The sequence below is a fragment of the Paenibacillus sp. P13VS genome, assembly GCF_015143645.1.
GTDB lineage: Bacteria > Bacillota > Bacilli > Paenibacillales > Paenibacillaceae > Paenibacillus > Paenibacillus xylanilyticus_A.
This window is the reverse complement of record NZ_WYEV01000006.1, coordinates 96,153-120,520: the sequence shown is the minus strand read 5'-3', so window position 1 is coordinate 120,520 and position 24,368 is coordinate 96,153. Positions and strand designations below refer to the sequence as shown.

At 48.2% G+C, this 24,368-nt stretch carries 25 protein-coding genes and 1 other annotated feature; of the genes, 24 read left to right on the top strand and 1 reads right to left on the bottom strand.

The genetic code is table 11. From position 1 onward, the window contains the following. The first annotated feature begins 11 nt into the window (after window positions 1–11). The 22 genes from mraY (at window position 12) to GUA98_RS16675 (ending at window position 21,912) form a co-directional block, all read left to right on the top strand. Window positions 12–980 carry a phospho-N-acetylmuramoyl-pentapeptide-transferase gene (mraY, locus tag GUA98_RS16780; RefSeq protein WP_095289967.1) on the top strand — a complete coding sequence of 323 codons (969 nt, stop codon included), beginning with the start codon at window positions 12–14 and terminating at the stop codon, window positions 978–980. A 3-nt stretch (window positions 981–983) separates the two neighbouring features. Next, window positions 984–2,405, top strand: coding sequence for a UDP-N-acetylmuramoyl-L-alanine--D-glutamate ligase (murD, locus tag GUA98_RS16775; RefSeq protein ID WP_153979422.1), 1,422 nt, complete (start codon window positions 984–986; stop codon window positions 2,403–2,405). A 48-nt stretch (window positions 2,406–2,453) separates the two neighbouring features. Beyond that, window positions 2,454–3,551, top strand: coding sequence for a stage V sporulation protein E (spoVE, locus tag GUA98_RS16770; RefSeq protein ID WP_095359456.1), 1,098 nt, complete (start codon window positions 2,454–2,456; stop codon window positions 3,549–3,551). Window positions 3,552–3,558: 7 nt separating this feature from the next. Beyond that, on the top strand, window positions 3,559–4,668 hold the full coding sequence (murG, locus tag GUA98_RS16765; protein WP_153979421.1) for an undecaprenyldiphospho-muramoylpentapeptide beta-N-acetylglucosaminyltransferase: 1,110 nt from the start codon (window positions 3,559–3,561) through the stop codon (window positions 4,666–4,668). Window positions 4,669–4,788: 120 nt separating this feature from the next. Continuing rightward, window positions 4,789–5,145 carry a hypothetical protein gene (locus tag GUA98_RS16760; RefSeq protein ID WP_193723828.1) on the top strand — a complete coding sequence of 119 codons (357 nt, stop codon included), beginning with the start codon at window positions 4,789–4,791 and terminating at the stop codon, window positions 5,143–5,145. Next, a complete protein-coding gene (locus GUA98_RS16755) occupies window positions 5,111–5,392 on the top strand; it encodes a hypothetical protein (protein ID WP_193723827.1) in 282 nt (93 codons plus the stop codon). The genes GUA98_RS16760 and GUA98_RS16755 overlap by 35 nt, the downstream gene beginning before the upstream one ends. 17 nt (window positions 5,393–5,409) lie before the next feature. Continuing rightward, complete coding sequence (gene murA, locus GUA98_RS16750; RefSeq protein ID WP_193723826.1) at window positions 5,410–6,693, top strand: UDP-N-acetylglucosamine 1-carboxyvinyltransferase; 1,284 nt, start codon at window positions 5,410–5,412, stop codon at window positions 6,691–6,693. Between the two features lie 66 nt (window positions 6,694–6,759). Next, entirely contained in the window at window positions 6,760–7,527 is a 768-nt protein-coding gene (locus tag GUA98_RS16745) for a cell division protein FtsQ/DivIB (RefSeq protein WP_193723825.1), read from the top strand. Window positions 7,528–7,822: 295 nt separating this feature from the next. Continuing rightward, on the top strand, window positions 7,823–9,106 hold the full coding sequence (gene ftsA, locus GUA98_RS16740; RefSeq protein ID WP_095289980.1) for a cell division protein FtsA: 1,284 nt from the start codon (window positions 7,823–7,825) through the stop codon (window positions 9,104–9,106). A gap of 148 nt (window positions 9,107–9,254) precedes the next feature. Continuing rightward, window positions 9,255–10,367: a cell division protein FtsZ gene (gene ftsZ, locus GUA98_RS16735; RefSeq protein WP_153979418.1), complete on the top strand. Its 1,113-nt coding sequence runs from the start codon at window positions 9,255–9,257 to the stop codon at window positions 10,365–10,367. 254 nt (window positions 10,368–10,621) lie between these two features. Beyond that, entirely contained in the window at window positions 10,622–11,602 is a 981-nt protein-coding gene (gene spoIIGA / locus GUA98_RS16730; RefSeq protein WP_193724015.1) for a sigma-E processing peptidase SpoIIGA, read from the top strand. Window positions 11,603–11,613: 11 nt separating this feature from the next. Then, a complete protein-coding gene (gene sigE, locus GUA98_RS16725) occupies window positions 11,614–12,336 on the top strand; it encodes an RNA polymerase sporulation sigma factor SigE (protein WP_095289983.1) in 723 nt (240 codons plus the stop codon). Window positions 12,337–12,447: 111 nt separating this feature from the next. Beyond that, window positions 12,448–13,230 (top strand): RNA polymerase sporulation sigma factor SigG, encoded by a 783-nt coding sequence (gene sigG / locus GUA98_RS16720; RefSeq protein ID WP_095289985.1) that lies wholly within the window; start codon window positions 12,448–12,450, stop codon window positions 13,228–13,230. Window positions 13,231–13,472: 242 nt separating this feature from the next. Continuing rightward, on the top strand, window positions 13,473–13,865 hold the full coding sequence (locus GUA98_RS16715; RefSeq protein ID WP_167301703.1) for a YlmC/YmxH family sporulation protein: 393 nt from the start codon (window positions 13,473–13,475) through the stop codon (window positions 13,863–13,865). Window positions 13,866–13,916: 51 nt separating this feature from the next. Then, window positions 13,917–14,816, top strand: a complete 900-nt coding sequence (gene pgeF, locus GUA98_RS16710) for a peptidoglycan editing factor PgeF (RefSeq protein ID WP_193723824.1) — start codon at window positions 13,917–13,919, stop codon at window positions 14,814–14,816. A gap of 6 nt (window positions 14,817–14,822) precedes the next feature. Beyond that, entirely contained in the window at window positions 14,823–15,524 is a 702-nt protein-coding gene (locus tag GUA98_RS16705) for a YggS family pyridoxal phosphate-dependent enzyme (protein WP_193723823.1), read from the top strand. Next, on the top strand, window positions 15,515–15,982 hold the full coding sequence (locus GUA98_RS16700) for a cell division protein SepF (RefSeq protein WP_095289991.1): 468 nt from the start codon (window positions 15,515–15,517) through the stop codon (window positions 15,980–15,982). Before GUA98_RS16705 ends, GUA98_RS16700 begins: the two co-directional genes overlap by 10 nt. 7 nt (window positions 15,983–15,989) lie before the next feature. Then, complete coding sequence (locus GUA98_RS16695) at window positions 15,990–16,253, top strand: YggT family protein (RefSeq protein ID WP_227779725.1); 264 nt, start codon at window positions 15,990–15,992, stop codon at window positions 16,251–16,253. Between the two features lie 19 nt (window positions 16,254–16,272). Next, a complete protein-coding gene (locus GUA98_RS16690; RefSeq protein ID WP_153979415.1) occupies window positions 16,273–17,055 on the top strand; it encodes an RNA-binding protein in 783 nt (260 codons plus the stop codon). Window positions 17,056–17,300: 245 nt separating this feature from the next. Beyond that, window positions 17,301–17,810, top strand: a complete 510-nt coding sequence (locus GUA98_RS16685; RefSeq protein ID WP_056696170.1) for a DivIVA domain-containing protein — start codon at window positions 17,301–17,303, stop codon at window positions 17,808–17,810. A 58-nt stretch (window positions 17,811–17,868) separates the two neighbouring features. Continuing rightward, window positions 17,869–18,158, top strand: a binding site (T-box leader). Between the two features lie 77 nt (window positions 18,159–18,235). Further along, window positions 18,236–21,334, top strand: a complete 3,099-nt coding sequence (gene ileS / locus GUA98_RS16680) for an isoleucine--tRNA ligase (RefSeq protein WP_193723822.1) — start codon at window positions 18,236–18,238, stop codon at window positions 21,332–21,334. A gap of 200 nt (window positions 21,335–21,534) precedes the next feature. After that, a complete protein-coding gene (locus GUA98_RS16675) occupies window positions 21,535–21,912 on the top strand; it encodes a DUF5665 domain-containing protein (protein ID WP_415753036.1) in 378 nt (125 codons plus the stop codon). Window positions 21,913–21,925: 13 nt separating this feature from the next. Here GUA98_RS16675 and GUA98_RS16670 read toward each other — a convergent pair whose 3' ends face one another. After that, on the bottom strand, window positions 21,926–22,669 hold the full coding sequence (locus GUA98_RS16670) for a TraR/DksA C4-type zinc finger protein (protein WP_193723820.1): 744 nt from the start codon (window positions 22,667–22,669) through the stop codon (window positions 21,926–21,928). 219 nt (window positions 22,670–22,888) lie between these two features. Between GUA98_RS16670 and lspA the strand changes: the two genes are divergently transcribed. Both lspA and GUA98_RS16660 read left to right on the top strand, forming a co-directional pair. Further along, window positions 22,889–23,383 carry a signal peptidase II gene (gene lspA, locus GUA98_RS16665; RefSeq protein ID WP_193723819.1) on the top strand — a complete coding sequence of 165 codons (495 nt, stop codon included), beginning with the start codon at window positions 22,889–22,891 and terminating at the stop codon, window positions 23,381–23,383. Window positions 23,384–23,438: 55 nt separating this feature from the next. Then, window positions 23,439–24,356: an RluA family pseudouridine synthase gene (locus GUA98_RS16660; protein WP_371859957.1), complete on the top strand. Its 918-nt coding sequence runs from the start codon at window positions 23,439–23,441 to the stop codon at window positions 24,354–24,356. Window positions 24,357–24,368 lie beyond the last annotated feature (12 nt).

The window sequence follows — 24,368 nt, the reverse complement described above, 5'->3', positions numbered from 1 at the left end:
GGGGTGAACCCATGGATTTTCAGGTATTACTGTTAACAATCGGCGTTTCATTTATTTTGGCGGTGATTGCCGCACCGCTATTGATTCCATTACTTCGCCGAATGAAATTCGGACAGCAGGTTCGGGAAGACGGGCCGCAGAGCCATCTGAAAAAGAGCGGGACGCCGACGATGGGCGGGGTTGTAATCCTGCTTGCATTTACATTAGCCTTTTTGAAGTTTTCAGCAGTCAAAAATACGGATTTCTACGTCCTGCTCGTGGCTACGCTCGGTTTTGGCCTGATCGGCTTCCTGGATGACTATATCAAGATTGTATTCAAACGTTCTCTGGGACTGACCGCCAGACAAAAAATGCTGGGACAGCTGTTTTTCAGCGCCGTGATGTGTTTCTTGCTCATTCAGAATGGGCACAGCACAGCAATCTCGATCCCTGGAACATCCGTCTCCTTCGACTGGACGGGGTGGTTCTATTATCCGTTTGTCGTGTTCATGATGCTCGCGATCACCAATGCCGTTAACTTTACGGATGGTCTGGATGGTCTGCTGTCTGGTATCAGCGCTATTGCATTTGGGGCGTTTGCCATTGTAGCGATGCAGGCGACGTCTATGCCGGCAGCGGTATGTGCAGCAGCCATGATTGGCGCTGTGCTTGGTTTTCTTGTATATAATGCGCATCCGGCCAAAGTGTTTATGGGAGACACAGGCTCACTAGGTATTGGTGGTGCCATTGGTGCCGTTGCCATTGTTACGAAGACGGAGCTTCTTTTTGTAATCATTGGTGGTGTGTTCGTCATCGAGATTCTATCCGTTATTATTCAAGTGGTATCGTTCAAGACCCGGGGCAAGCGTGTATTCAAAATGAGTCCTATTCACCACCACTTTGAATTAAGCGGATGGTCAGAATGGCGGGTTGTTATTACTTTTTGGGCAGTTGGTGCTATTTTGGCTGCGCTCGGACTTTATCTCAACAAGGGGTTGTAAATCATGAACCATCCTGAATCATATCGCGGTCAACAGGTTGTTGTGCTCGGACTGGCAAAGAGTGGCGTGCAAGTTGCCAAGGTGCTGGACCGTGCGGGAGCGAAAGTCACAGTGAATGATAAAAAAGAGAGGGAACAGTGTCCCGAAGCATCCGAATTGGAGGCTTTGGGAATTTCTGTTGTATGCGGGGGCCATCCCGATGATCTGATTCATGAGGGTGTGAAGCTTGTGGTTAAAAACCCGGGCATCCCTTATCAGGCGCCACCAGTACAGCAGGCTCTTTCCCTCGGAATTGAGGTTGTTACGGAAGTGGAAGTGGCTTACCACCTTTGTGCAGCACCGATGATCGGGATTACAGGTTCCAACGGGAAAACAACGACAACCACATGGGTTGGCAACATGCTGGAGCATGCAGGCTTGAACCCGATTGTGGCTGGCAATATCGGTACACCGCTCAGCGAGGCGGCAGAACAAGCTACGGCCGATAACTGGATGGTCGTTGAACTCAGCAGTTTCCAGCTTAAGGGGACTGTGCATTTCCGTCCACGGATTGCGAGTCTGCTTAACGTTACAGAAACGCATCTGGATTATCATGGGGATATGGATGACTATGTCGCATCCAAAGCTAAAATTTTTGCCAATCAGCTTCCCGATGATGTAGCGGTACTGAACTGGGATGATCCTGTATGCCGGGAGTTGGTTCCTTATATTAAAAGCAGGCTGCTTCCGTTCTCCATGACTGAGAAGCTGGAAGCAGGCGTATACGCAGATCCTCCTTACGTGGATGGAGAAGAGGACGATGTGAAACGCCAGGTGGTATATGCCGACGGTCAAGGAAACCATCACATCGTTATAGACGTTGAAAACATTGGAATACCAGGACAATTCAATGTTGGGAATGCGCTGGCTGCGGTAGCTATTGCAGTAGCGGCAGGAGCCGATCCGGCTGTGCTTGAGGTACCCCTGTCCGAATTCAAAGGGGTTGAGCACCGATTGGAATATGTGCTGGAGCACAATGGTGCCAAGTACTATAACAATTCCAAGGCTACCAATTCGAAGGCAACCGTGATGGCATTGAATTCCTTCAAGGATCCGGTCGTGCTGATCGCTGGAGGACTGGATCGGGGTTCAGACATGATGGAGCTGCTCCCCTTGTTCCAGGAACGGGTAAAAGCGGTTGTGGCTCTCGGCGAAACACGGGAGAAAATCGCCAAGGTCGCGGAACTTGCGGGATTAAAGCAAATTAAGGTCGTCGATAATGAGGAGGATGCTGCCCAGACGTTAACCGCTGCAGTACAGGAAGCGTCGCAGTTTGCAGCGCCTGGTGATATCGTTTTGCTCTCACCGGCGTGTGCAAGTTGGGACATGTTTGCTTCTTATGAGGAGCGGGGACGCATTTTTAAAGAGGCGGCGCATAACTTGTAAGTAGGGGGGTGGAAAAGCCCCTACTTCCATGCAAGGGGTGGCCTCCTGATGAAACAGACGCGACCGGCGCCGGATATCTGGCTCCTGATTTGTATTGTGGCATTGCTTGCCATCGGCATTATTATGGTCTATAGTGCGGGCTCGGTGCTTGCTTTTCATGACTATGGCGATTCATTTTATTTTGTCAAAAGACAGTTGTTATTTGCGGGACTCGGACTGGCTGCCATGTTTGTCACAGCCAATGTGGATTACCGGGTCTGGCGGAAATATGCTAAACCGATATTGATCGCCTGTTTTATTATGCTGATTGCGGTGTTAATTCCCGGGATCGGCGTGGTCCGCGGGGGAGCACGAAGCTGGCTCGGCATTGGATCGTTTGGCATTCAGCCCTCTGAATTCATGAAGCTGGGCATGATTTTGTTTTTGGCTCACTGGCTGAGCAAGGAACCGGGGAAAATTAAAACATTCACAACCGGATTGTTGCCCCCGCTTGGATTGATAGGTCTCGCCTTCGGCATTATTATGCTGCAGCCCGATTTGGGGACAGGCACCGTCATGATGGGTGCATCCATGCTGATTATTTTTACGGCAGGCGCAAGAATGAAACATTTGCTGCTGCTTGCTCTTGGCGGAGCCATGGGATTTGCCGCGTTGATTGCAGCTGCTCCTTACCGACTAAAACGAATAACGGCTTTTCTCGACCCATGGTCTGATCCGCTGGGTGCCGGCTATCAAATCATCCAATCGTTATACGCTATCGGACCGGGTGGCCTGGCAGGTCTGGGTCTTGGGATGAGCCGGCAAAAATACAGTTATGTGCCCGAACCGCAAACGGATTTCATTTTTTCCATATTGGCTGAAGAGCTCGGGTTTATTGGCGGACTCATTGTACTTCTATTGTTCCTGGTGCTGGTCTGGAGAGGTATGCGAGTAGCGATGACAGTACCGGATGCTTTTGGCAGTTTGCTGGGGGTAGGCATTATTGGCATGGTGGCTGTACAAGTCATTATCAATATCGGCGTAGTCATCGGGCTCATGCCCGTTACCGGAATAACCCTACCGCTGATCAGTTATGGTGGATCATCTCTGACCTTGATGCTGACAGCACTAGGGATACTGTTAAACTTATCACGTTATGCGAGGTGACTATGCGATGCGAGTCGTACTAAGCGGCGGCGGTACCGGTGGACATATCTATCCGGCCGTTGCCATAGCAAGACAATGTGAGGCGGAGAATCCCGACTCGACATTTTTATATATTGGAGGAACCCGTGGACTGGAGAGCAAGTTAGTGCCACAGGAGAACATTCCTTTTCAATCCATTGATATTACAGGGTTTCGCCGGAAGTTGTCCGTGGACAATCTGAAGACCGTTATGCGCTTTATTCAGGGCGTCCGAAAATCGAAGAAAATGCTGAAGGAATTCAAACCTGATGTGGTGATCGGAACTGGCGGCTATGTATGTGGACCTGTGGTTTATGCGGCTGCCAAACTGGGGATTCCAAGTGTCATTCATGAACAAAATGCAATCCCTGGCTTAACCAACAAGTTCCTTACTCGTTATGTGGATACCGTTGCAGTTAGCTTCGAAGGCTCCGAGAAGGCTTTCTCGGGAGCCAAAAGAGTAGTGTACACGGGTAATCCGAGGGCGACCACGGTTGCCAAGGCCAGCCGTGATCGAGGCTTTGCCACACTGGGCGTGCCAATGGACAGCCGGGTTGTGCTGGTTGTTGGCGGCAGCCGCGGAGCAAAGGCCATCAATAAAGCGATGGTGGACATGGCTCCCATGCTGGAGAAGCTGGAGGATGTACACGTCGTTTATGTTACGGGTGAATCCTATTTTGACGAGACACGGGAAGCGATACGAAGTTCACTTGGAACAATGCCTAATCATCTGCATGTGCTTCCTTACGTGCATAATATGCCGGAAGTTCTCGCCTGCACCTCATTGATTGTAAATCGAGCAGGAGCGTCATTCCTCGCCGAAATTACATCGCTTGGCATTCCGTCCATTCTGATACCGTCACCTAACGTGACAAACAATCATCAGGAAGCGAATGCGCGTACACTGGAAGGGGGCGGAGCTTCTGTCACGATGCTGGAGAAGGATCTTTCGGGAAAAGCGTTATATGAGGCCATTGCCCGCATCATGAATGATGAAGCTGCCCGCAAACGCATGGCCGCAGCGTCTCGGGAACTTGGCAAGCCGGATGCAGCCGAGGTGCTGGTGAAGGAGATTCAAAGGCTTGCTGTACGCAGGTAAAGAGTGTTCTGGGCGATTGTCACACACAAGGCAGGACTGACATAAGATACCGTATAAATTGTGACAATCGTTCCATGACGCCGCATCACGGTTTTGTCGTTTAGCAGGAGGATGACCTCTATGGATGTTGAGCAGCATAATTTATGCGTAACGGCAGAAGCATTCCATGCTATCCAAGATGATTGTGTAAGTGCCAAAGAAGTGGGCCCTGCTGGCAGAAGTTGTGTACATTCAACGCTGGTGCTTATGGATCGGATGTGTCACGTATATTTCAATCCGCTGAGATTGTGCTGGAGACAGGCGAAAGGGTACGTTACAGCAAGGAGGTCAGGGAATTTGCGCATTGCTGCTCTGTACTGCATTAACGGAGAAGTGTTGTGCCAAAAGCTGTATATCCAGCTGGGCATAATGAGCGCAAAGTCGTTTCGGGAAGTGATGGGGCTTGTCAAAAATCATAGACGTTCTGCCACTTCATAAGCGTACGCAGGCAGCGTATTCCGAAATCCGCCCAGTGACCGAGCGGCCCCAGCTGTTTCAAACAGCAGAGCCAAAGGGTAAACACGGGAGGCCTACAGGTATCCATCTTGCATGCCAATTTGACTGTCAGTCCAGTCAAGCTACAGCAGAGGACGTTATCACCCGTATGCAGCAAATTCACAGCAACTATATCATCTCAAAACGGTATAACCTGGTACCGGAAGTCTTTCCAGTGGGTGAGCGGTAAACCCCGGAGGTGATACATTGGACAAATTGGTGATTGAAGGCGGGAAACCCCTCTCAGGATCCATACGCATCCATGGAGCAAAAAATGCCGCTTTACCAATCATGGCTGCAAGTTTGTTGGCAGATGGAGAAGTCACGCTGCACAACGTTCCACACTTGCTGGACATTGAAGTAATGCTGTATATCCTGGAACGGCTTGGATGCACGTGTCGGCATGAACAGGGAACAGTGACGATTGATACATCGTCTATCCGGTCATATGATGTACCTGAGGATCTGATGAAACAAATGCGCTCTTCCATTTTCTTGATGGGGCCATTGCTGGCTAAGTTTGGGCAAGTATCCGTATACCAGCCAGGTGGTTGTGCCATCGGAGAACGCAAGATTGATCTTCACCTCCGGGGCCTGGAAGCGCTCGGAGCATCAATTGAAGAGCTTGATCAACAGATTATCTGTCGGGGCCGTAAGCTGGTGGGCACGGATATTCATCTGGACTTCCCAAGTGTGGGTGCCACGGAAAATATCATGATGGCAGCCGTTACGGCTGAGGGCACAACGACGATATTCAATGCAGCCAGAGAACCTGAGATTCAGGACTTGCAGCATTTTCTCAACGCGATGGGTGCAAGTATAATCGGAGCCGGCACCGACACAATTACGATTAACGGTGTGGAGAAACTGAAGCCTTGTTCCTACGAGATCATACCTGATCGGATTGTGGCCGGCACCGTCATGATTGCAGCAGCAGCGACAAGAGGCAATGTTACCCTGACACACTGCAACCCGGCACACCTTACTTCCCTTATACATGTGTTGAAGCGCACTGGTGTTCAAATCACGGTCTGCAATGATATAATGACGGTGAGCTGTATGAGCCGTCCCAAATCCGTGGATCGCATTGTAACATCACCGTACCCTTCGTTTCCGACTGACCTGCAGTCGCAAACCATGGTCTTGCTCAGTTTGGCTGATGGGTTCAGTGTAATGAAGGAGACGGTATTTGAGGGGCGCTTCAAGCACGTGGATGAGCTTAACGTCATGGGTGCAGATATTTCGGTCGATCTGAATGCAGCCTTTATCCGAGGAGTCCCACGTTTGTACGGAGCTACAGTAGAAGCAACCGACCTGCGTGCAGGTGCAGCTCTGGTAATTGCTGGCCTTGCTGCCCAGGGGAAAACGGTTGTTGAGCAAGTGCATCACATTGACAGAGGGTACGACCGCATCGAAAAGTTGTTCCAGAGCCTTGGAGCTTCGGTTGAGCGACAGTCCCCCGTTTCGAAACAGCTGGATTTTGCCAATTAACGTCCTTTGAGTCCCCTTCTTCAGAATGCTGTGGGAGGGGACCGAAGGCTTTGTGGAGCGCGACCTATGCCTAAAAGTCAAATTCCGGTTCTGAAGAAGAATCGGGCTAAAGGAAACACAAGCCGTAAAATTGTTCTTATTCTGTTACTTCTTTTTATTGTATTGCTTGCCGTGCTGTTCTTCCGCTCTTCCATGAGCCGGATTTCGAGTATTGAGATTACGGGTAATGTATACACGACAACTTCCGAACTGCTGGAGAAAAGTGGTTTGAAGGAAGGCGATCAGTTCTTTGGGACAAGCTCTGCTGAGGTCATCGAGCGTTTGAAGACATTCAAAGCGGTAGCGAATGTGACAGTGGATAAGCAGTTTCCGGGGATCGTTCATATCAAGGTTCAGGAGTATCCAACCGTTGCTTACGAACTGGGTGCGGATGGTACACTCCAGGCAATCCTTGCCAGTGGGACAAGCTTGAATGTTCCGGCCAATATCGGAGTTGCTGTGGAGAAGCCCATTCTGACACAGTGGAAAGCAGACGATCCGCTCAAAGAACAATTGAGTGAGACGCTTGCCAAAATTCCAAACGAATTGACAACGGATATATCGGAGATTATTCCTAATCCTACGCCTTCGTTCCCGGATCAGATCCGATTGTATACCAAATCACAGTTTGAAGTGATTACCACGATCTCCAAGCTGCCAGATAAGGTGGAGTACCTGAATCAGGTTATTGAGACGGAACGGCCAGGGAAAATCACGATGCTTGAGGCAGACACGTACGTGCCTTTTATCGCGGATGACCCTGAAGATGGTGAAGAGCCAGGTGCAACGCCCTGATCCTCTTGCCAATCACGTATGACAGTTAATGAAAAGTCCAAGCAGGGTCGGGGTTTGACCCTGTTTCATCCGTGAAAGTTGTTCTTTCTGAGACGGAGAAAAAATGATACACTTGAACTTATGGCACATAAGTTGTCTCCTTCTTTTTTCTTCAAGGTTTTATGTCTCGCAACCAGATCTTGGCACCCAAAAAAATTGTAGAAAAAAGAGGGAAAGCCTAACGTGTGTTGAATATGTTTTAAGAGTGTTTAAACCCGAACGTATTTTACTATTGGAGTCAGGAGGTGCCACAGACTTGAGCAACAATGACATCATTGTTAGTTTGGACATCGGTACATCCAAAATTCGCGCTATTATTGGGGAAATTAATAATGGAACCTTTAATATTATTGGAGTTGGATCTGCCGACTCGGAGGGAATTCGCAAAGGTGTAATCGTAGATATCGATCAGACGGTGCAGTCGATCCGCAATGCAGTGGATCATGCTGAACGTATGGTAGGTATTCAAATATCCGAAGTATATGTTGGAATCTCAGGAAATCATATCGGACTGATGAGCAGTCACGGCGTCGTGGCAGTGTCTAACGAGGATCGTGAAATCGGAGAAGAAGACATGGAACGGGTGTTGAAAGCAGCCGAGGTGATTGCGGTTCCGCCGGAACGGGAAATTATTGATGTTGTCGCCAAGCAGTACGTTGTAGACGGCTTGGAGGGCATACAGGATCCCCGGGGTATGATTGGAGTTCGACTGGAAGTTGAGGCAACAATCATAACGGGTGCAAAAACCGCGATACATAATCTTTTGCGCTGCGTGGAAAAAGCGGGTCTGAAGGTAAGCGATCTGGTGCTCATGTCACTTGGAGCAGGCCAGCTTGCTTTATCTAAGGACGAAAAAACGATGGGATCTGTTCTTGTTGATATCGGAGCAGGTGCAACAACCATCGCTGTCTTTGAAGAAGACAGTCTTGTTGCAACGTCAACCCTGCCAATCGGTGGAGAATTTGTTACCAACGATATTGCGTATGGATTGCGTACCTTAACAGATCAAGCCGAAAAGGTGAAGCTGAAATATGGCTGCGCATGGCTTGATGATGCTGCGGCTGACGTCATGTTCAAAGTCACGCGAATCGGCAGCAATGTGGACAAGGAATTCTCGCAGGAGGACCTTGCTGCGATTATCGAACCGCGTGTTCAGGAAATATTCCAGATGATTTCCCAAGAAGTGAAGCGCCTCGGTTACACGGAGCTTCCCGGAGGTTATATACTAACGGGAGGAACCGTCTCGATGCCAGGGGTTCTGCAAGTAGCTCAGCATGAGCTTGCTGCATCGGTACGAATTGCGGTTCCGGATTACATCGGTGTTCGCGACCCGGGCTACACAAGCGGGGTTGGCATTTTGCACAGTGTAATTCGCAGTTTGCGCATTCGTCCATCGGTAAGCAGCGGCGGTGGCAGCAACAATAATAATAACAACAACAAGAAACCGACCAACCGTGTTAAGCCGAGTGCGTCTCCGGAATCGGAGCAAAAACCGGGTTTGTTCGAACGGCTGAAAAATATGTTCAGCGAATTTATATAACAGGTTGAATCTATTTCATACTTCTAGAAGCCGTCTGAATGCGCTGGTATTAATATATACGCCTTCGTTCGTCGATATATGAAATTGATTCGGTTCAATCAAAAATTGGACGGGCCATCCATGCACATTGAGGGGGAGATGGAATAATATGTTGGAATTTGATTTCGAGATGGAGAGCTTGGCTCAAATAAAAGTCATCGGTGTAGGCGGCGGCGGAAGCAATGCAGTCAACCGTATGATCGAAAATGGTGTACAAGGTGTAGAATTTATAACGGTGAACACGGATGCTCAAGCATTGCATCTGGCGAAATCCGAACATAAATTGCAAATCGGTGATAAACTGACCCGTGGTCTTGGTGCAGGTGCCAACCCGGATGTAGGTAAAAAAGCAGCCGAAGAATCCCGCGACTTGATCATGAACACATTGAAAGGTGCGGACATGGTATTTGTAACTGCTGGTATGGGCGGTGGTACAGGTACAGGTGCAGCTCCAGTCATCGCTGAGATTGCCAAAGAGTGCGGTGCGCTCACCGTGGGTGTGGTTACACGTCCATTTACCTTCGAAGGACGCAAACGTTCCAGCCATGCAGAGCAAGGGATTGAAGCTCTCAAGGAAAAAGTGGATACGCTGATTGTCATTCCGAACGACCGCTTGCTTGAAATCGTTGATAAAAAGACGCCGATGCTTGAAGCGTTCCGCCAAGCAGATAACGTACTGCGTCAAGCGGTACAAGGCATCTCGGATCTGATCGCTGTACCGGGTCTAATCAACCTTGACTTTGCAGACGTAAAAACCATTATGACTGAACGCGGATCTGCTTTGATGGGAATCGGAGAAGCAACAGGTGAAAATCGTGCGGCTGAGGCTGCTCGCAAAGCGATTATGAGCCCATTGCTGGAAACATCCATCGAAGGTGCTCGCGGGGTTATCATGAACATCACAGGTGGCATCAACCTGTCACTTTATGAAGTGAATGAAGCAGCCGAGATTGTTACATCTGCATCCGATCCGGAAGTGAACATGATCTTCGGTGCCATCATTGATGAAAATCTGAAAGAAGAGATCAAGGTTACGGTTATTGCTACTGGTTTTGAAGACAAGCCTGTCTCACCACCACCAGGACGCAAACCGACACCAGCGAGTGAGCCCGCTGAGAATCGCTCGCCTAATCTTCGCCCGTTCGGAAACCAGCCGAGCAGTGATCAGCTGGATATTCCGACATTTTTGCGCAATCGCTCACGCAATAACAATAACGATTAAGCAGCACTCCTATTTAATTTCAAACCCGGTTCTCCTTATGGAGAAACCGGGTTTTTCTGTTTTCTATTTACAGCATATCAAACAGAAATGAACAAATTCTGAACAAGAGTCACGAGGAAATACGACAAAAAAAGTTGAGACGACACCCCCATGATTAGACAGACTTTGAACAGGAAGCTCCTTATACTTGTGTGTATGCTCATAGAATATCGGAACAACGCTACACCGATATTTGGTACGAGGCAGGTGAAGAGTTGGTCGTTTATGTTGATCTTATTTTTTTGACAAACCTGTGTATTGACGGTGCACTCATCGGACTCACAGCCTGGATGCGTAAAACGAAGCTGGTTTGGTGGAGATGGTTACTGTCTTCCATTGTGGGCGCCCTCTATGTCGTTATGATGTTTGTGCCGGAGTTTGATTTTATGTTTACCTTTTTGATCAAGTTTGGTTTGTCACTCGTGATGTTGTTTATCGCTTTTGGTTTTAAGGGCCTCCAGGTGTTTATGAGGAATCTGGGTACCTTCTATGTCATTAACTTCGTCGCTGCCGGAGGCATTTTAGGTATACACTACATGCTTCAGAGTTCGGGCGAGCTGTTTAACGGAATTTGGTATACAGCTTCGGGCGGAATGTCCTTTGATCTGAAGATCGCCTTCTGGTTTACTTTTATCGTATTCTTTGCAGTGCTGTTTTTATTCAAAGCCGTGCAAAGTTCCAAGCGAAAATCAGACCGTATGACAACCTATCTTGGAGAAGTGCAGGTTTATATCGATGATGTAACTATTTCTTGTACAGGCCTTGTCGATACCGGCAATCAACTCACGGACCCTCTTTCCCGTCTGCCGGTAATGGTGATGGAGGTTTCACTGTGGCAAGACATGCTGCCAGCTTCCTGGAAAGGCCGGTTGAAGGATGAAGCACCGGACAACCTCATTATGGAGCTGGACCAGGAGGATTTTCGCTGGCAGGGTCGACTAAGACTGGTACCCTATCGTGGTATCAACAAAGGGACGGCATTTATGCTGGCAATCAAGCCTGATCTGGTGAGAGTGACATTGGATCAAACGAGTTATGAGACAACTAAAGTACTAATCGGGCTGGATGGCGGAGTGTTGTCGTCAGAAGGAAAGTACCGCGCGGTCATTCACCCTGAGCTTGTGCAAGACGCTGCCTCTGCGCAGTCTACGGCTCTCTCTGCGGGAGCAACAGAAAAGCCGCTGAATGTGGTATAGGAGGAACGTACATGCTTGTGAAATGGAAACTGGTGGCGCAGCTGCAGTATTACCGTCTGTTATTTTTGCTTGGTTTGAAAAGTGAGGAGATCTATTATATTGGAGGCAGTGAAGCCCTGCCGCCTCCACTGACGCGGGAAGAAGAGGAATTTTTGCTGCAAAAGCTCTCTTCCGGGGATGCTGCAATTCGCGCCATGCTGATTGAACGAAACCTTCGCCTGGTCGTGTACATCGCTCGCAAGTTCGAAAACACAGGTATTAACATTGAGGATCTGGTTTCCATTGGAGCCATCGGGCTCATCAAGGCTGTCAATACGTTTGATCCGGAAAAGAAAATCAAGCTGGCAACCTATGCCTCGCGATGCATTGAAAATGAAATATTGATGTACCTGCGGCGTAACAGCAAAATTCGGACAGAAGTTTCTTTTGATGAGCCACTCAACATTGATTGGGATGGAAATGAGCTATTATTATCGGATGTTCTGGGTACCGAGAACGATACAATCTATCGAAATATTGAAGAGCAGGTAGATCGGAAGCTTCTGCACAAGGCCTTGGAAAAATTGACTGAACGTGAGCGGATGATTATGGAGCTTCGCTTTGGCCTGACGGACGGGGAGGAAAAGACACAGAAAGATGTTGCAGATTTGCTTGGAATCTCCCAATCCTACATCTCTCGTCTGGAAAAAAGAATCATTAAAAGACTCCGCAAGGAGTTTAATAAGATGGTCTGATCCTGTGCTTTTAATATAATGGGTATTAATGGCAAGGATGCCAGGGACGAATAAAAAAGCCTGCCCCGGAGATAATGTACATTAATGTTTCTCCTTGGGAGGTAAATCACGATGACCCGAAACAAAGTCGAGATTTGTGGCGTGGACACCGCAAAATTGCCTGTCCTCACCAACACAGAAATGCGGGAATTGTTCCATTCCCTACAGCAGCACCATGATCGCTCAGCAAGAGAGAAATTAGTGAATGGCAACCTGCGGCTTGTACTCAGTGTCATTCAGCGCTTTAACAATCGGGGGGAGTTTGTCGATGATCTGTTCCAGGTTGGTTGTATCGGCCTGATGAAAGCCATTGATAATTTTGATTTATCCCAGAATGTCAAATTTTCAACGTACGCAGTACCGATGATTATCGGTGAGATCCGTCGTTATCTGCGTGACAATAACCCGATCCGGGTATCCCGATCATTACGGGACATCGCATATAAGGCGCTGCAGGTTCGCGACAGTTTGACCAACAAAAATTCTCGTGAACCGACCATATTTGAAATTTCCGAAGCATTGAACGTGCCCAAGGAAGATGTAGTTTTTGCACTGGATGCCATTCAAGATCCGGTATCACTATTCGAACCCATCTATCATGACGGTGGAGATCCCATCTATGTGATGGATCAGATCAGTGATGACAAAAACAAGGATGTGTCGTGGATTGAGGAAATTGCACTGCGCGAGGCTATGCATCGTCTCGGACAGCGGGAGAAAATGATTCTGTCCATGCGGTTTTTTGAAGGCAAAACACAGATGGAAGTTGCCGACGAGATTGGAATTTCCCAAGCTCAGGTATCCCGTCTGGAAAAATCGGCTATTCAGCAGATGCAGAAACATGTGAAGACGTAGCATTACTTCATTCACAAGGACGATCTAACGGTTGTAATCCGTTGGTCGTCTTTTTCTATTTTTAAAGACATACGATTTGGTCTGGAGAGAACTGAGATCGAATGAGCGGCTTTAAAGAGAATGCCCAGTTACGGATCAAGCTGTACTAATTTCAGGAAAACAGGACATTTTTCGCCTATAAAACATATATTGTATAGAAGCGTTGAACGGTATAAGCGGACTAGGCGGGGGGCGAGCGACAGATGAAAGTAAGCGCAAGTGAGTCGGCACAAAGAGGGATGAAGATCTCGGATTTTCAGACAAAGGATGTCATTAACATCACGGATGGCAAACGTCTGGGGCAGATTAGTGATCTGGAACTGGATCTCAAGCAGGGACGAATCGAAGCCATCGTGGTACCCGGTTACAGCCGGTTCATGGGATTGTTCGGGGGTGGAACGGATCTGGTTATTCCCTGGAGGAACATTGTTAAGATCGGTTCGGACGTTATTTTGGTTAAACTGGATGAAGTCAGGGAAACGAGCTACGATGAGCGAGATCGCGAAGCAAAGATGTACGATGAACAGCAAAGCAGCCGTATGGAGCGGGTTGAACGCCTGGAACGATTGGACCGAAGCCAGCGTCGAACGATATAATCAAGACAGAACGTGGCTCATTTGGTACACTGGAAGCTGTGAGGTGATAAGATGGAACCCTTTGTTCTGAATAAACAACTTTTCGAACGGACTGAAGATCAAGTGGTGAATGGAAGCCCAGATCCGTTGTTATTATATGTGGAGCCGTGGAGAGAACAGTTCAGCCGAATGACGGCAGGTTTTACCACAAGACAGGGCGGAGTGGGCAGTAAACCCTATGCCACTCTAAACTGCGCTTATCATGTTGGCGATGATCCTTCAGACGTTTTGAAGAATCGTCGTCTGGTGGCCGAAAAGCTTGGTTTCTCGGTGAGCGCCTGGACGTGTGGTGAACAGGTCCATGGCAAACAAGTGGCTGTTGTAAAAGCTGAGGATCGAGGCAGAGGTCTGATGGATCGACAGTCAGCGCTGCAGGACACGGATGGTTTGGTCACCAATGTACCTGGTGTGCTGCTTACTTCCTTTTATGCGGATTGTGTTCCGCTGTATTTCTACGACCCGGTGCAACAAGCCGTGGGGCTTGCTCATGCGGGGTGGAAAGGGACTGTTGCCGGCATTGCCCAGTCAATGGTTGAAACGATGGAACGGGAATATGGAAGCCGGGCACAGGATATCCGGACAGCTATAGGCCCTTCCATTGGGGATTGCTGTTATGAAGTGGATGAGGCAGTTATGCAGCATGTACGGGTTTGGTTTGAATCTGCTCCGGGTAATGATGAATACAACAACTCTGTGCAGGGCCGAGCATATCACTCGTCTGGAAATGGAAAGACGATGTTAAACTTGAAAGAATGTAATCGACACATTATGATGAAAGCAGGAATATTGCCGGATCATATCGAATGTACAACGTGGTGTACAAGCTGCCACCCGGAACTGTTTTTCTCGTATCGCAAGGAAAATGGAACGACCGGAAGAATGGCGAGCTGGATTGGGCTGGAAGAGAGGTGACCCTCTGTGTCATTGGAGGAGCGAATTCAACAGGTAAATCAGAAGATCGAAGCTGCATGCCAGCGCAGTGGCCGTCAGCGCGAAGACGTAAATGTGATTGCGGTCACGAAGTACGTCTCCCTTGAAACGACAGGCGCTGTGATGGAAAGTGGCCTTGAGCATATTGGAGAGAACCGCTGGCAGGATGCACAAGCCAAGTGGGAAGCATTTGGTCAGCAAGGAACATGGCATTTTATCGGTCACTTGCAGACCAACAAAGTGAAAGACGTCATAGGCAAATTCCGCTACATACATTCACTGGATCGTTTGTCTCTGGCCAAGGAGCTGGACAAAAAGGCAGCTGCTCTGGGGACACAAGTGGAAACATTTTTGCAGGTGAATATTTCGGGTGAAGAGAGCAAATACGGATTGCAGCCTGAACAGGCGAGTTCATTTTTGCGTGAGATCAGCAGCTTCAGCAACCTGAAGGTCGTCGGTCTGATGACCATGGCTCCCCATGAGGAGGATCCGCAGCTTACGCGTCCCGTATTTCGTGGACTGCGTGAGCTCAGAGACCATTTGAATGGACAAGCCCTGACATCGGAACCATTGACTCAGCTATCGATGGGAATGTCCAATGATTTTGAAGTGGCGATTGAAGAAGGGGCAACATGGGTACGGCTGGGATCAATTCTCGTAGGAAAAGAGGAGGGTTCACGATGGGCGTAATGAATAAATTCATGAATTTCCTTGGTCTTCAAGAAGAGGAAGAGATTGTGGAACGCGAACGTTTGGCTGCACAAGAGGAGGCTGAATCTGAACAGCAGGAAGCTGAAACCTCCAGTCTAGATAAACGTAGAAACCAAAGGGGGAATAATGTTGTGAGCATTCATTCCCAGAAAAATGTTAAAGTTGTCCTTTATGAACCACGTTCCTATGACGAAGCTCAAGAAATTGCCGACCACCTACGTTCACATCGTACCGTGGTTGTGAACCTGCAGCGGGTGCGCCAAGATCAGGCACTGCGCGTCATTGATTTTTTGAGTGGGACCGTTTACGCACTGGGCGGGGGCATTTCTAAAATTGGCGGCAACATTTTTCTCTGTACGCCGGATACCGTTGAAATTCAAGGCGCAATTACGGAAATACTGGCTGACAGCGAGCAAGATTACAACAGAATGAGGTGAGCCGCTTTTGTATCAACTTCAAGTCGTCGTGTTTTACCTGTTTGAGATTTATTTCTACATGATTATTGGATATGTATTGATGTCGTGGCTTCCGAACGCGCGGGAGAGCGTCATTGGTGAGTGGCTTGCCAAATTGGTGGAACCCTATCTGAGCCCTTTCAGACGTTTCATTCCGCCTTTGTTCGGCATGCTGGACATCTCACCAATCGTTGCGTTAATTACTCTTCAACTGGCGAGATCAGGTTTGCTCTCGATCATCAGCTACTTCTGATAGGGTAGGGTGAACATAGATGAGTGGTGAAATTTACGAACATTTTAGCCATGATGAGCGTGACTTCGTGGATAAAGCCTCGGATTGGGTGGAACGCGCTGGCAAGCTTCATGATATGAAGCTAACGGACTTTCTTGACCCAAGACAGGCCTTTATATTGCAAACGCTTGTCAATCGTCGCAATGACGTCCAGATTCGTCTGGACGGAGGCTACGAGGCAGCTGAACGCAAACGTGCGCTGATTGCACCAGATTATCGGTATCTCGCTGATGAAGATATGGGTATGCAGGTGCTTAGCATTACGTCAGATGATCAGAAAATTACAGAGCTGGAGCACGGGGACTACATGGGAGCCTTGCTCGGGCTTGGACTGAAACGCGGCAAGATCGGAGATATCCAAGTGCTGGATGACGGATGCCACACCGTGGTGGCAGCGGAGACCGGCGCTTTTTTATCGCTTCAATTGAACCAGGTTCATCGGGTTCATGTGTTTACAGAGCTGCTTCCTCTGCATGAGATGAAGTGGTCGGAGAGCAAACTGGATACGATGGATATCACTGTTGCATCCTTGCGTCTGGACGGAATTTGTGCGGATGTGTACCGACTGAGTCGCAGTAAAGTTCTAGTTCCCATCAAAGCGGGCCGATGCCGGGTAAATTGGAAAGTCGAGGAAGATCCGTCCAAAGCTCTGAAAGCCGGGGACGTGGTCTCCATTCAAGGTTTTGGCCGTTTCAAGGTGCTGGAACAGGATGGGATGACCAAAAAGGGACGTTGTCGTGTAAAAATCGGCAAATTTGCTTAGCGGCATTGCAGGAAAACCCGTTTTCTTGTCGAAATGTTTAAGATAAAGGTGTAAAAAACATTCGCTGTTTCCGATATACATTGAAGTGCAAAGTCGATATAACTGTATTGGAATCAGAACGTCGATTCTGCAAGTGCAAGTCGTTCATGCTGTTATATGACTTCTTGCATACGACCCTTTGGGTGATACCCATGTGCTGCAAACCTTCTCGGAACGGGAAGGAACTTTAACAGGAGGTGGACAGCATGCCATTAACGCCGCTGGACATACATAACAAGGAATTTTCCCGACGCTTGCGCGGGTATGACGAGGATGAAGTCAATGAATTCCTGGATCAAGTCATCAAAGATTACGAAGGCGTCATTCGCGAGAACAAAGAGCTGAGCAATCAGTTGCTGTCCGTTCAGGAGAAACTGGATCATTTTGCCACAATTGAAGAAACGCTCAGCAAAACGATTATCATAGCGCAGGAAGCAGCCGACGATGTGAAGAACAATGCGAAGAAGGAAGCACAGCTCATTGTGAAGGAAGCAGAGAAAAATGCTGACCGGATCGTGAACGAGTCCTTGGCGAAATCCCGCAAGATTGCTTTGGAAGTGGAGGAACTGAAGAAGCAGGCTTCGATCTACCGGGCCCGTTTCCGTACGCTTGTTGAAGCACAGCTCGAACTGCTGTCTCAGGATGGATGGGAAGCATTGGAGAGTCGCGAACAGGAAGTCCGTGATCGTGAACGGGAAATGAAGGAAATTTATTAGTCTGCCTGCCCGGTTGACTTTTGACTCTAAAGAGGCTATAACTATATTCATAATGAATAATGATTCCATGACGGGTTCAAGTACGTTATGATCTCATCCCTCAGAGAGTTGGCGTTTGGTGCAAGCCAATGGATGAGTTATAGCCGAATATCTCCCCGGAGAAGTGACGCTGAAGCGGTGATGCATGGCCGTGCGTAAGCGAAACCGTAAGCCGAACGTTATATCGGCACCCTGCTGTAGTGAAGCGGGGCACAAGTGCTGTTAATGACAAAGCATACCCATTGGATTGGATATGGTTTGTGATGAACAGAATTAGGGTGGTAACGCGAGCACAACCTCGTCCCTTTCCAGGGATGGGGTTTTTTTGTGTCCAAAAATGTGAATTGTGGACGGCCCACAATCCAATTATTGAAAGGAAGATCATGATGCAAAGAGTGGATGTCAAAGAAAAAGCACGCGCTAGAGAACTACGCATGCTAAACAAGTGGAAAACTGAGAATACGTTTAAGAAATCAATCGAGAACCGCGAAGGCAAACCGAATTTCGTGTTTTACGAAGGACCACCGACGGCAAACGGTAAGCCGCATATCGGTCACGTGCTGGGACGCGTTATTAAGGACTTTGTAGGACGTTACAATACGATGAAAGGTTACCGTGTCGTTCGTAAAGCTGGCTGGGATACCCATGGATTGCCTGTTGAGCTTGGTGTACAGAAGAAGCTCGGCATTTCCCATAAGTGGGAGATCGAAGATTACGGCGTGGAAAAATTCATCAACGAATGTAAAGCGAGCGTGTTTGAATATGAACAGCAATGGCGTGATCTGACAGAAGGTATTGCGTACTGGACAGATATGGATAACCCGTACATCACGCTGGACAACAATTACATTGAGAGTGTATGGAATATCCTTGCTACGATTCATGAAAAAGGACTTCTCTACCGCGGGCATCGTGTGAGTCCGTACTGTCCATCTTGTCAGACTACCCTGAGTTCCCATGAAGTTGCCCAAGGGTACAAGGATGTCAAAGACCTTAGTGCCACTGCTAAATTTAAGCTGGATGACAGCGGCGAATTTGTGCTTGCCTGGACGACTACACCTTGGACACTGCCTTCACACGTTGCACTCGCGGTTAATCCGGACATGGATTATTCTCGTGTACGCCAAGGCGAAGAAGTGTATATCATGGCAACCAATCTCGTGGAAAAAGTCATGAAAGACTCGAAAGGCGAGTATGAAGTTATCGGTGCACTGAAAGGCTCGGATTTAGTTGGTAAAACGTATGATCCGCCATTCAACTTCGTGCAGGCTGAAAAAACGAACGTTATTCTGGGTGCGAGCTTTGTAACGGATGCAAGTGGTACAGGGATTGTACACATGGCTCCGGCACATGGTGAGGACGATTACCGCGTATGCCGTGAGCATGGCATCAGCTTTGTTAACATGGTGGACCTTGAAGGTAAATTTGTGGCACAGGTTACGGATTTTGCGGGACGCTTCGTTAAGGATTGCGATATTGACATCGTGAGAAGTCTGTCCGAGAAAGGCCGCCTGTTCAGCAAAGAGAAATATGAGCACAGCTACCCATTCTGCTGGCGTTGTGATACACCGCTTCTCTACTATGCAATGGACAGCTGGTTTATCCAAACCACAGCGATCAAGGATCAACTGATTGCAAACAACAGTGAAGTGGAGTGGTACCCAGGCCACGTTCGTGAAGGACGTTTCGGAAAATTCCTGGAGGATCTGGTGGATTGGAACATCAGCCGTGATCGCTACTGGGGAACACCGCTGAACATCTGGGTATGTGAAGAAACTGGCGAACAGTTCGCTCCGCACAGCATCGCTGAGCTGCGTGCACGTGCCGTCGGAGATGTACCAGAGAACCTGGAACTGCATAAACCATACGTAGACGAAGTCAAAGTACTCAGCTCCTGTGGCAAATATGAAATGAAACGTACTCCGGAAGTGATTGATGTCTGGTTTGACAGTGGTTCCATGCCATTTGCCCAGCAGCACTATCCGTTTGAAAATAAAGAAACGTTTGAACAGCAATACCCTGCGGATATGATCTGCGAAGGGATTGACCAAACACGTGGCTGGTTCTACAGCTTGCTGGCTGTATCTACTCTTTTGACTGGCAAAGCACCTTACAAGGCGGTTATGGCAACAGGCCACGTATTGGATGAGAACGGACAGAAGATGTCGAAATCCAAAGGCAATGTTATTGATCCATGGGAAGTCATTGAAGAATATGGTACAGATGCGTTCCGTTGGGCCCTGTTGTCTGACAGTGCACCGTGGAACAGCAAACGTTTCTCCAAAGGCATTGTGGGCGAAGCAAAATCCAAAATGGTGGATACATTGGTTAACACGCATGCCTTCCTGACGTTGTATGCGACGATTGATGGTTTTGATCCACAGGAACATCCGTTTAAACCTTCAGCGCATAAGCTGGATCGCTGGATCCTGTCCAGACTGAACAGTCTGATCATCGTTGTGGAGAAGGCGCTGTCCGTCAATGACTATCTGAATTCTTCCAAAGCGATTGAAGCCTTCGTCGATGAGCTGAGCAACTGGTACATCCGTCGTTCCCGTGACCGTTTCTGGGGAAGTGGCTTGACCGAAGATAAACTGGATGCATATCGCACACTTACCGAGGTGCTTGTGACCACAGCCAAGCTGGTTGCGCCATTCACACCGATGCTTGCGGAAGATATCTATCTGAACCTGACTGCAGGTGAAAGTGTTCATATGGAAGACTACCCGGCAGCAAATGAAGCGTTAATCGATCTGGATCTGGAACAGGATATGGAGACAGCTCGCCGAGTGGTCGAACTCGCTCGTAACGTGCGTAACGAAACAGGTATCAAGAATCGCCAGCCGCTGTCCGAGTTAATCGTTTCGCTTGATAAAGGATTTGATCTGGCGAGCTATGAAGAGATCATCAAGGATGAGATCAATGTCAAAGGTATCCGTACGGAGCATAACGATGCCGAATTCGTTGATTTCACATTGAAACTCAATCTGAAAGTAGCGGGTAAAAAATACGGCAAGAACGTAGGCTTCCTGCAAAACTTCTTCAAAGGCATGTCAGCAGAGGAGACACGCAAAGTAGTGACAGAGGGTGTGCTGAATGTGGTTTCTCCAGAAGGAGAAGAGCTGCAAGTGACAAGTGAGGAACTGCTGGTAGAGAAACAAGCCAAGTCCGGTTTTGCTTCGGCATCCGGGTACGGGTTGACGGTAGCGCTCAACACCGAAATCACAACTGCTTTGGAACAGGAAGGCTGGGTACGTGAAGTTGTACGTTCCGTACAAGACACACGTAAAAAATTGGATCTGCCGATTGAGAAAAGAGTACGCCTGACACTGGATGTTGATCCTGAGCTCCAGGCGGCAATCGAGGCATTTGATGAGGTCCTGCGTGAGAATGTACTCGTTACTGAAGTCACATTTGGTACCCATGAAGGTATGGAACGCATTGAAGCTGGCGGTAAAGCAATGGGCGTTTATATCGAGGTGTAACACCATTCTTTTTCGATACAGATGAATCGATTGAACTTAAGTTACAAATGGATCCTAAATGAAGTAGAGTATCTCTATTCCATTTAGGAAAGGATATAGAGTATAGACAAACGAGCCTTAGACTCAGGGAACAATCCCTGTATCTTGGCTCGTTTGGTTTTTATGCAAATGGGCAATGATTTCTATTGTGCAGTTACTCTATGATACCAAAGGAACTGAGCGAACACATGAATGAAGACAAGCAGGCATCGTCCGCTTCACCATCCAATCCACCACGCAGCGATAATGACAAAATTGAGGAACTCCATACCCTGACGAACCGACTCGCTAACGAGCTTGAGCGTTCACGTATTGCACAATATACGGAATTGTTGAATCGGCCGTGGAAACTGATTGGGCTCAACCTGTTATCAGGCGCAGCACGGGGTGTAGGGATCGCCATTGGTTTTACTTTTTTTGCGGCCACCATCATTTATGTGTTACAGGTGCTGGGAGCCCTCAATCTGCCAATCGTAGGAGATTATATTGCAGATATCGTCCGTATCGTACAGCGTCAGCTTGAATTGAACACCTATTAGAGGTGCAGCATGTCTAGTACATGTCATATGGATCAGAATCGTTGTCAATCTCGAGCAAGCCTTCACCCTCACGATTCTCCAAATACTGCCGGTACTGTCTGTTGCGAACAATGGATACGTCATGACCATAAATATCGGTTGCAACGAAGCTCTCATAGGCTTCTACGCAGCCCTCAACCTCATCTGTAGCTTCAATGGCCATCACATCGTAACTGTCAATATCGCGACCTTCAGCCATGGCTGGTGAGTTCGAGGTGCCCCAACTTTCAACGATCTGCCATGCATCTTCACCATCGAAGCCGTTCTGATCATCGCGCTCATCGAGACTCGTGCGACCAAAAGCCGGAGCGAGGAACTCTTCTTCCACTGGGCGGTTATCGGATACTACAGTTTCAGGCTGATGTTTTTTGCAATACTTGGTGTAAGGAACGGCTTGCATACGCTCGTAAGGGATGGGCTGCTGACAAACTGCACAAGTGCCGTAATGGCCTTCTTCGATGGAATGCAGGGCAGAATCGATACGTTCTAATTGGAATTCGTCATGCTCCAAAAAGGAAATATCTTTCTCCCGGTCATACATTTCGGTAGCTACATCACCGGGATGATTATCGATAGGAGATAATTCACCCGTTTGAAATCTCATGGACCCGCTGAGGCCGTAATGGTCATTTTGCTCAAGCCGATGTTCAATACCACGTTTTTCAGCCATCAATTGGGAACGCAAGGATTGGATTTGTTCTGAAGTAAGATGTGCCATCGTTTTCCCCTTTCTGTTCGTCTGGAATCCGAATTTGGTCTCTGGTCTAGGATGTGCCAATCTGCCCTTGATTACAGAAGGGAAATGTTATCGATTTTGCCATTAACAAAGCGAAAACGCCCGTCGTGGACGACTTCCAAACAGCTGTGCTACAATGAACAAGTCTGGCGTAAAGCCTGGTATGGTTTGGAAAAGACAAGAACGGAGTGACGAACAAACGTGGTGTATTATATCCTCGCTTTTATCGTATTTTTGGTGGATCAGGGAACAAAGTATTTAATTGCGACTCAAATGGAGCTTCGGGAAGAAATTCCGGTTATAGGCAATTTCTTTATTATCACTTCACATCGCAACTCAGGCGCAGCTTTTGGTATTTTGCAGGACCAACGCTGGTTCTTTATCGTTGTTACCGTGATCGTGGTGATTGCTTTGGTCTGGTACTTGCAAAAAGTGAAAAACTCCCCGCATAAATTGCTGCCAGTAGCACTTAGTCTGGTGCTTGGTGGAGCTATCGGGAATTTCCTGGATCGCGCTTTGACGGGTGAAGTCGTGGATTTCGTGCAGCTTAATTTTGGCAGTTATACGTTTCCGATTTTCAATATCGCCGATTCAGCCATCTGTATCGGGGTTGCACTGATTATTGTGGAGACGTTTCTTGAGGGGCGGCGCGAGAAGGCAGCCGCGAAGATTGAAGGGAATGAACATCATGAGTAAAATGCACAATGAAGAACAAACTACTGGGGATACGTCTGTACAAGACGATGACCTGATGACCAATGAACGATTGGAATGGACTGTTTCTGCTGAACATAAGAAGGAACGCGTTGACAAATATATTACTGAAGCAATGGATAATGTCTCCCGCTCTCAGGTCCAACTATGGATCGGAGATGGTCTGGTTACCGTAAACGGAGCTGGTGTAAAGTCTAATGCCAAATTGGCTGAGGGTGATCGAATTGAACTTCAGATTCCTGAACCGACAGCTGTAGAGATCATTGCCGAAGATATTCCACTTGAAGTGGTATATGAGGACAGCGATGTGATCGTCATTAACAAACCACGTGGTCTTGTAGTGCATCCGGCACCGGGACATACATCAGGTACACTTGTGAATGCGCTCATGTATCATTGTAAAGATCTTTCAGGCATTAACGGAGAGCTGCGTCCTGGAATCGTGCACCGGATTGATAAGGATACGTCAGGCCTGCTGATGGCTGCCAAAAACGATCGTGCTCACGCCTCACTGGCTGCCCAGTTGAAGGATCACAGTGTAAACCGCCGGTATATCGCACTTGTTCATGGTCATTTGAGTCATGATCAGGGGACGATCGATGCGCCTATTGGGCGCGATACGAATGATCGTAAAATGTATACCGTGACCGAACGTAACAGCAAACATGCTGTCACGCATTTTAATGTTACGGAGAGAATTAACGATTATACGCTGCTTGAACTGAAACTGGAGACAGGTCGAACGCATCAGATCCGTGTGCATATGAAGTTTATTGGTCATCCTCTTGTGGGAGATCCAATCTATGGACGTAACAAGGGGATCAAAATGAATGGACAGGCATTGCATGCCGCGGTTCTTGGTTTTGTTCATCCGGCAACAGGCGAGTACATGGAATTCTCAGCTCCGCTTCCACAAGACATGGAAGATGTCCTTGCTTCACTGCGCAGCCGCTGACCCCTCGGGAAA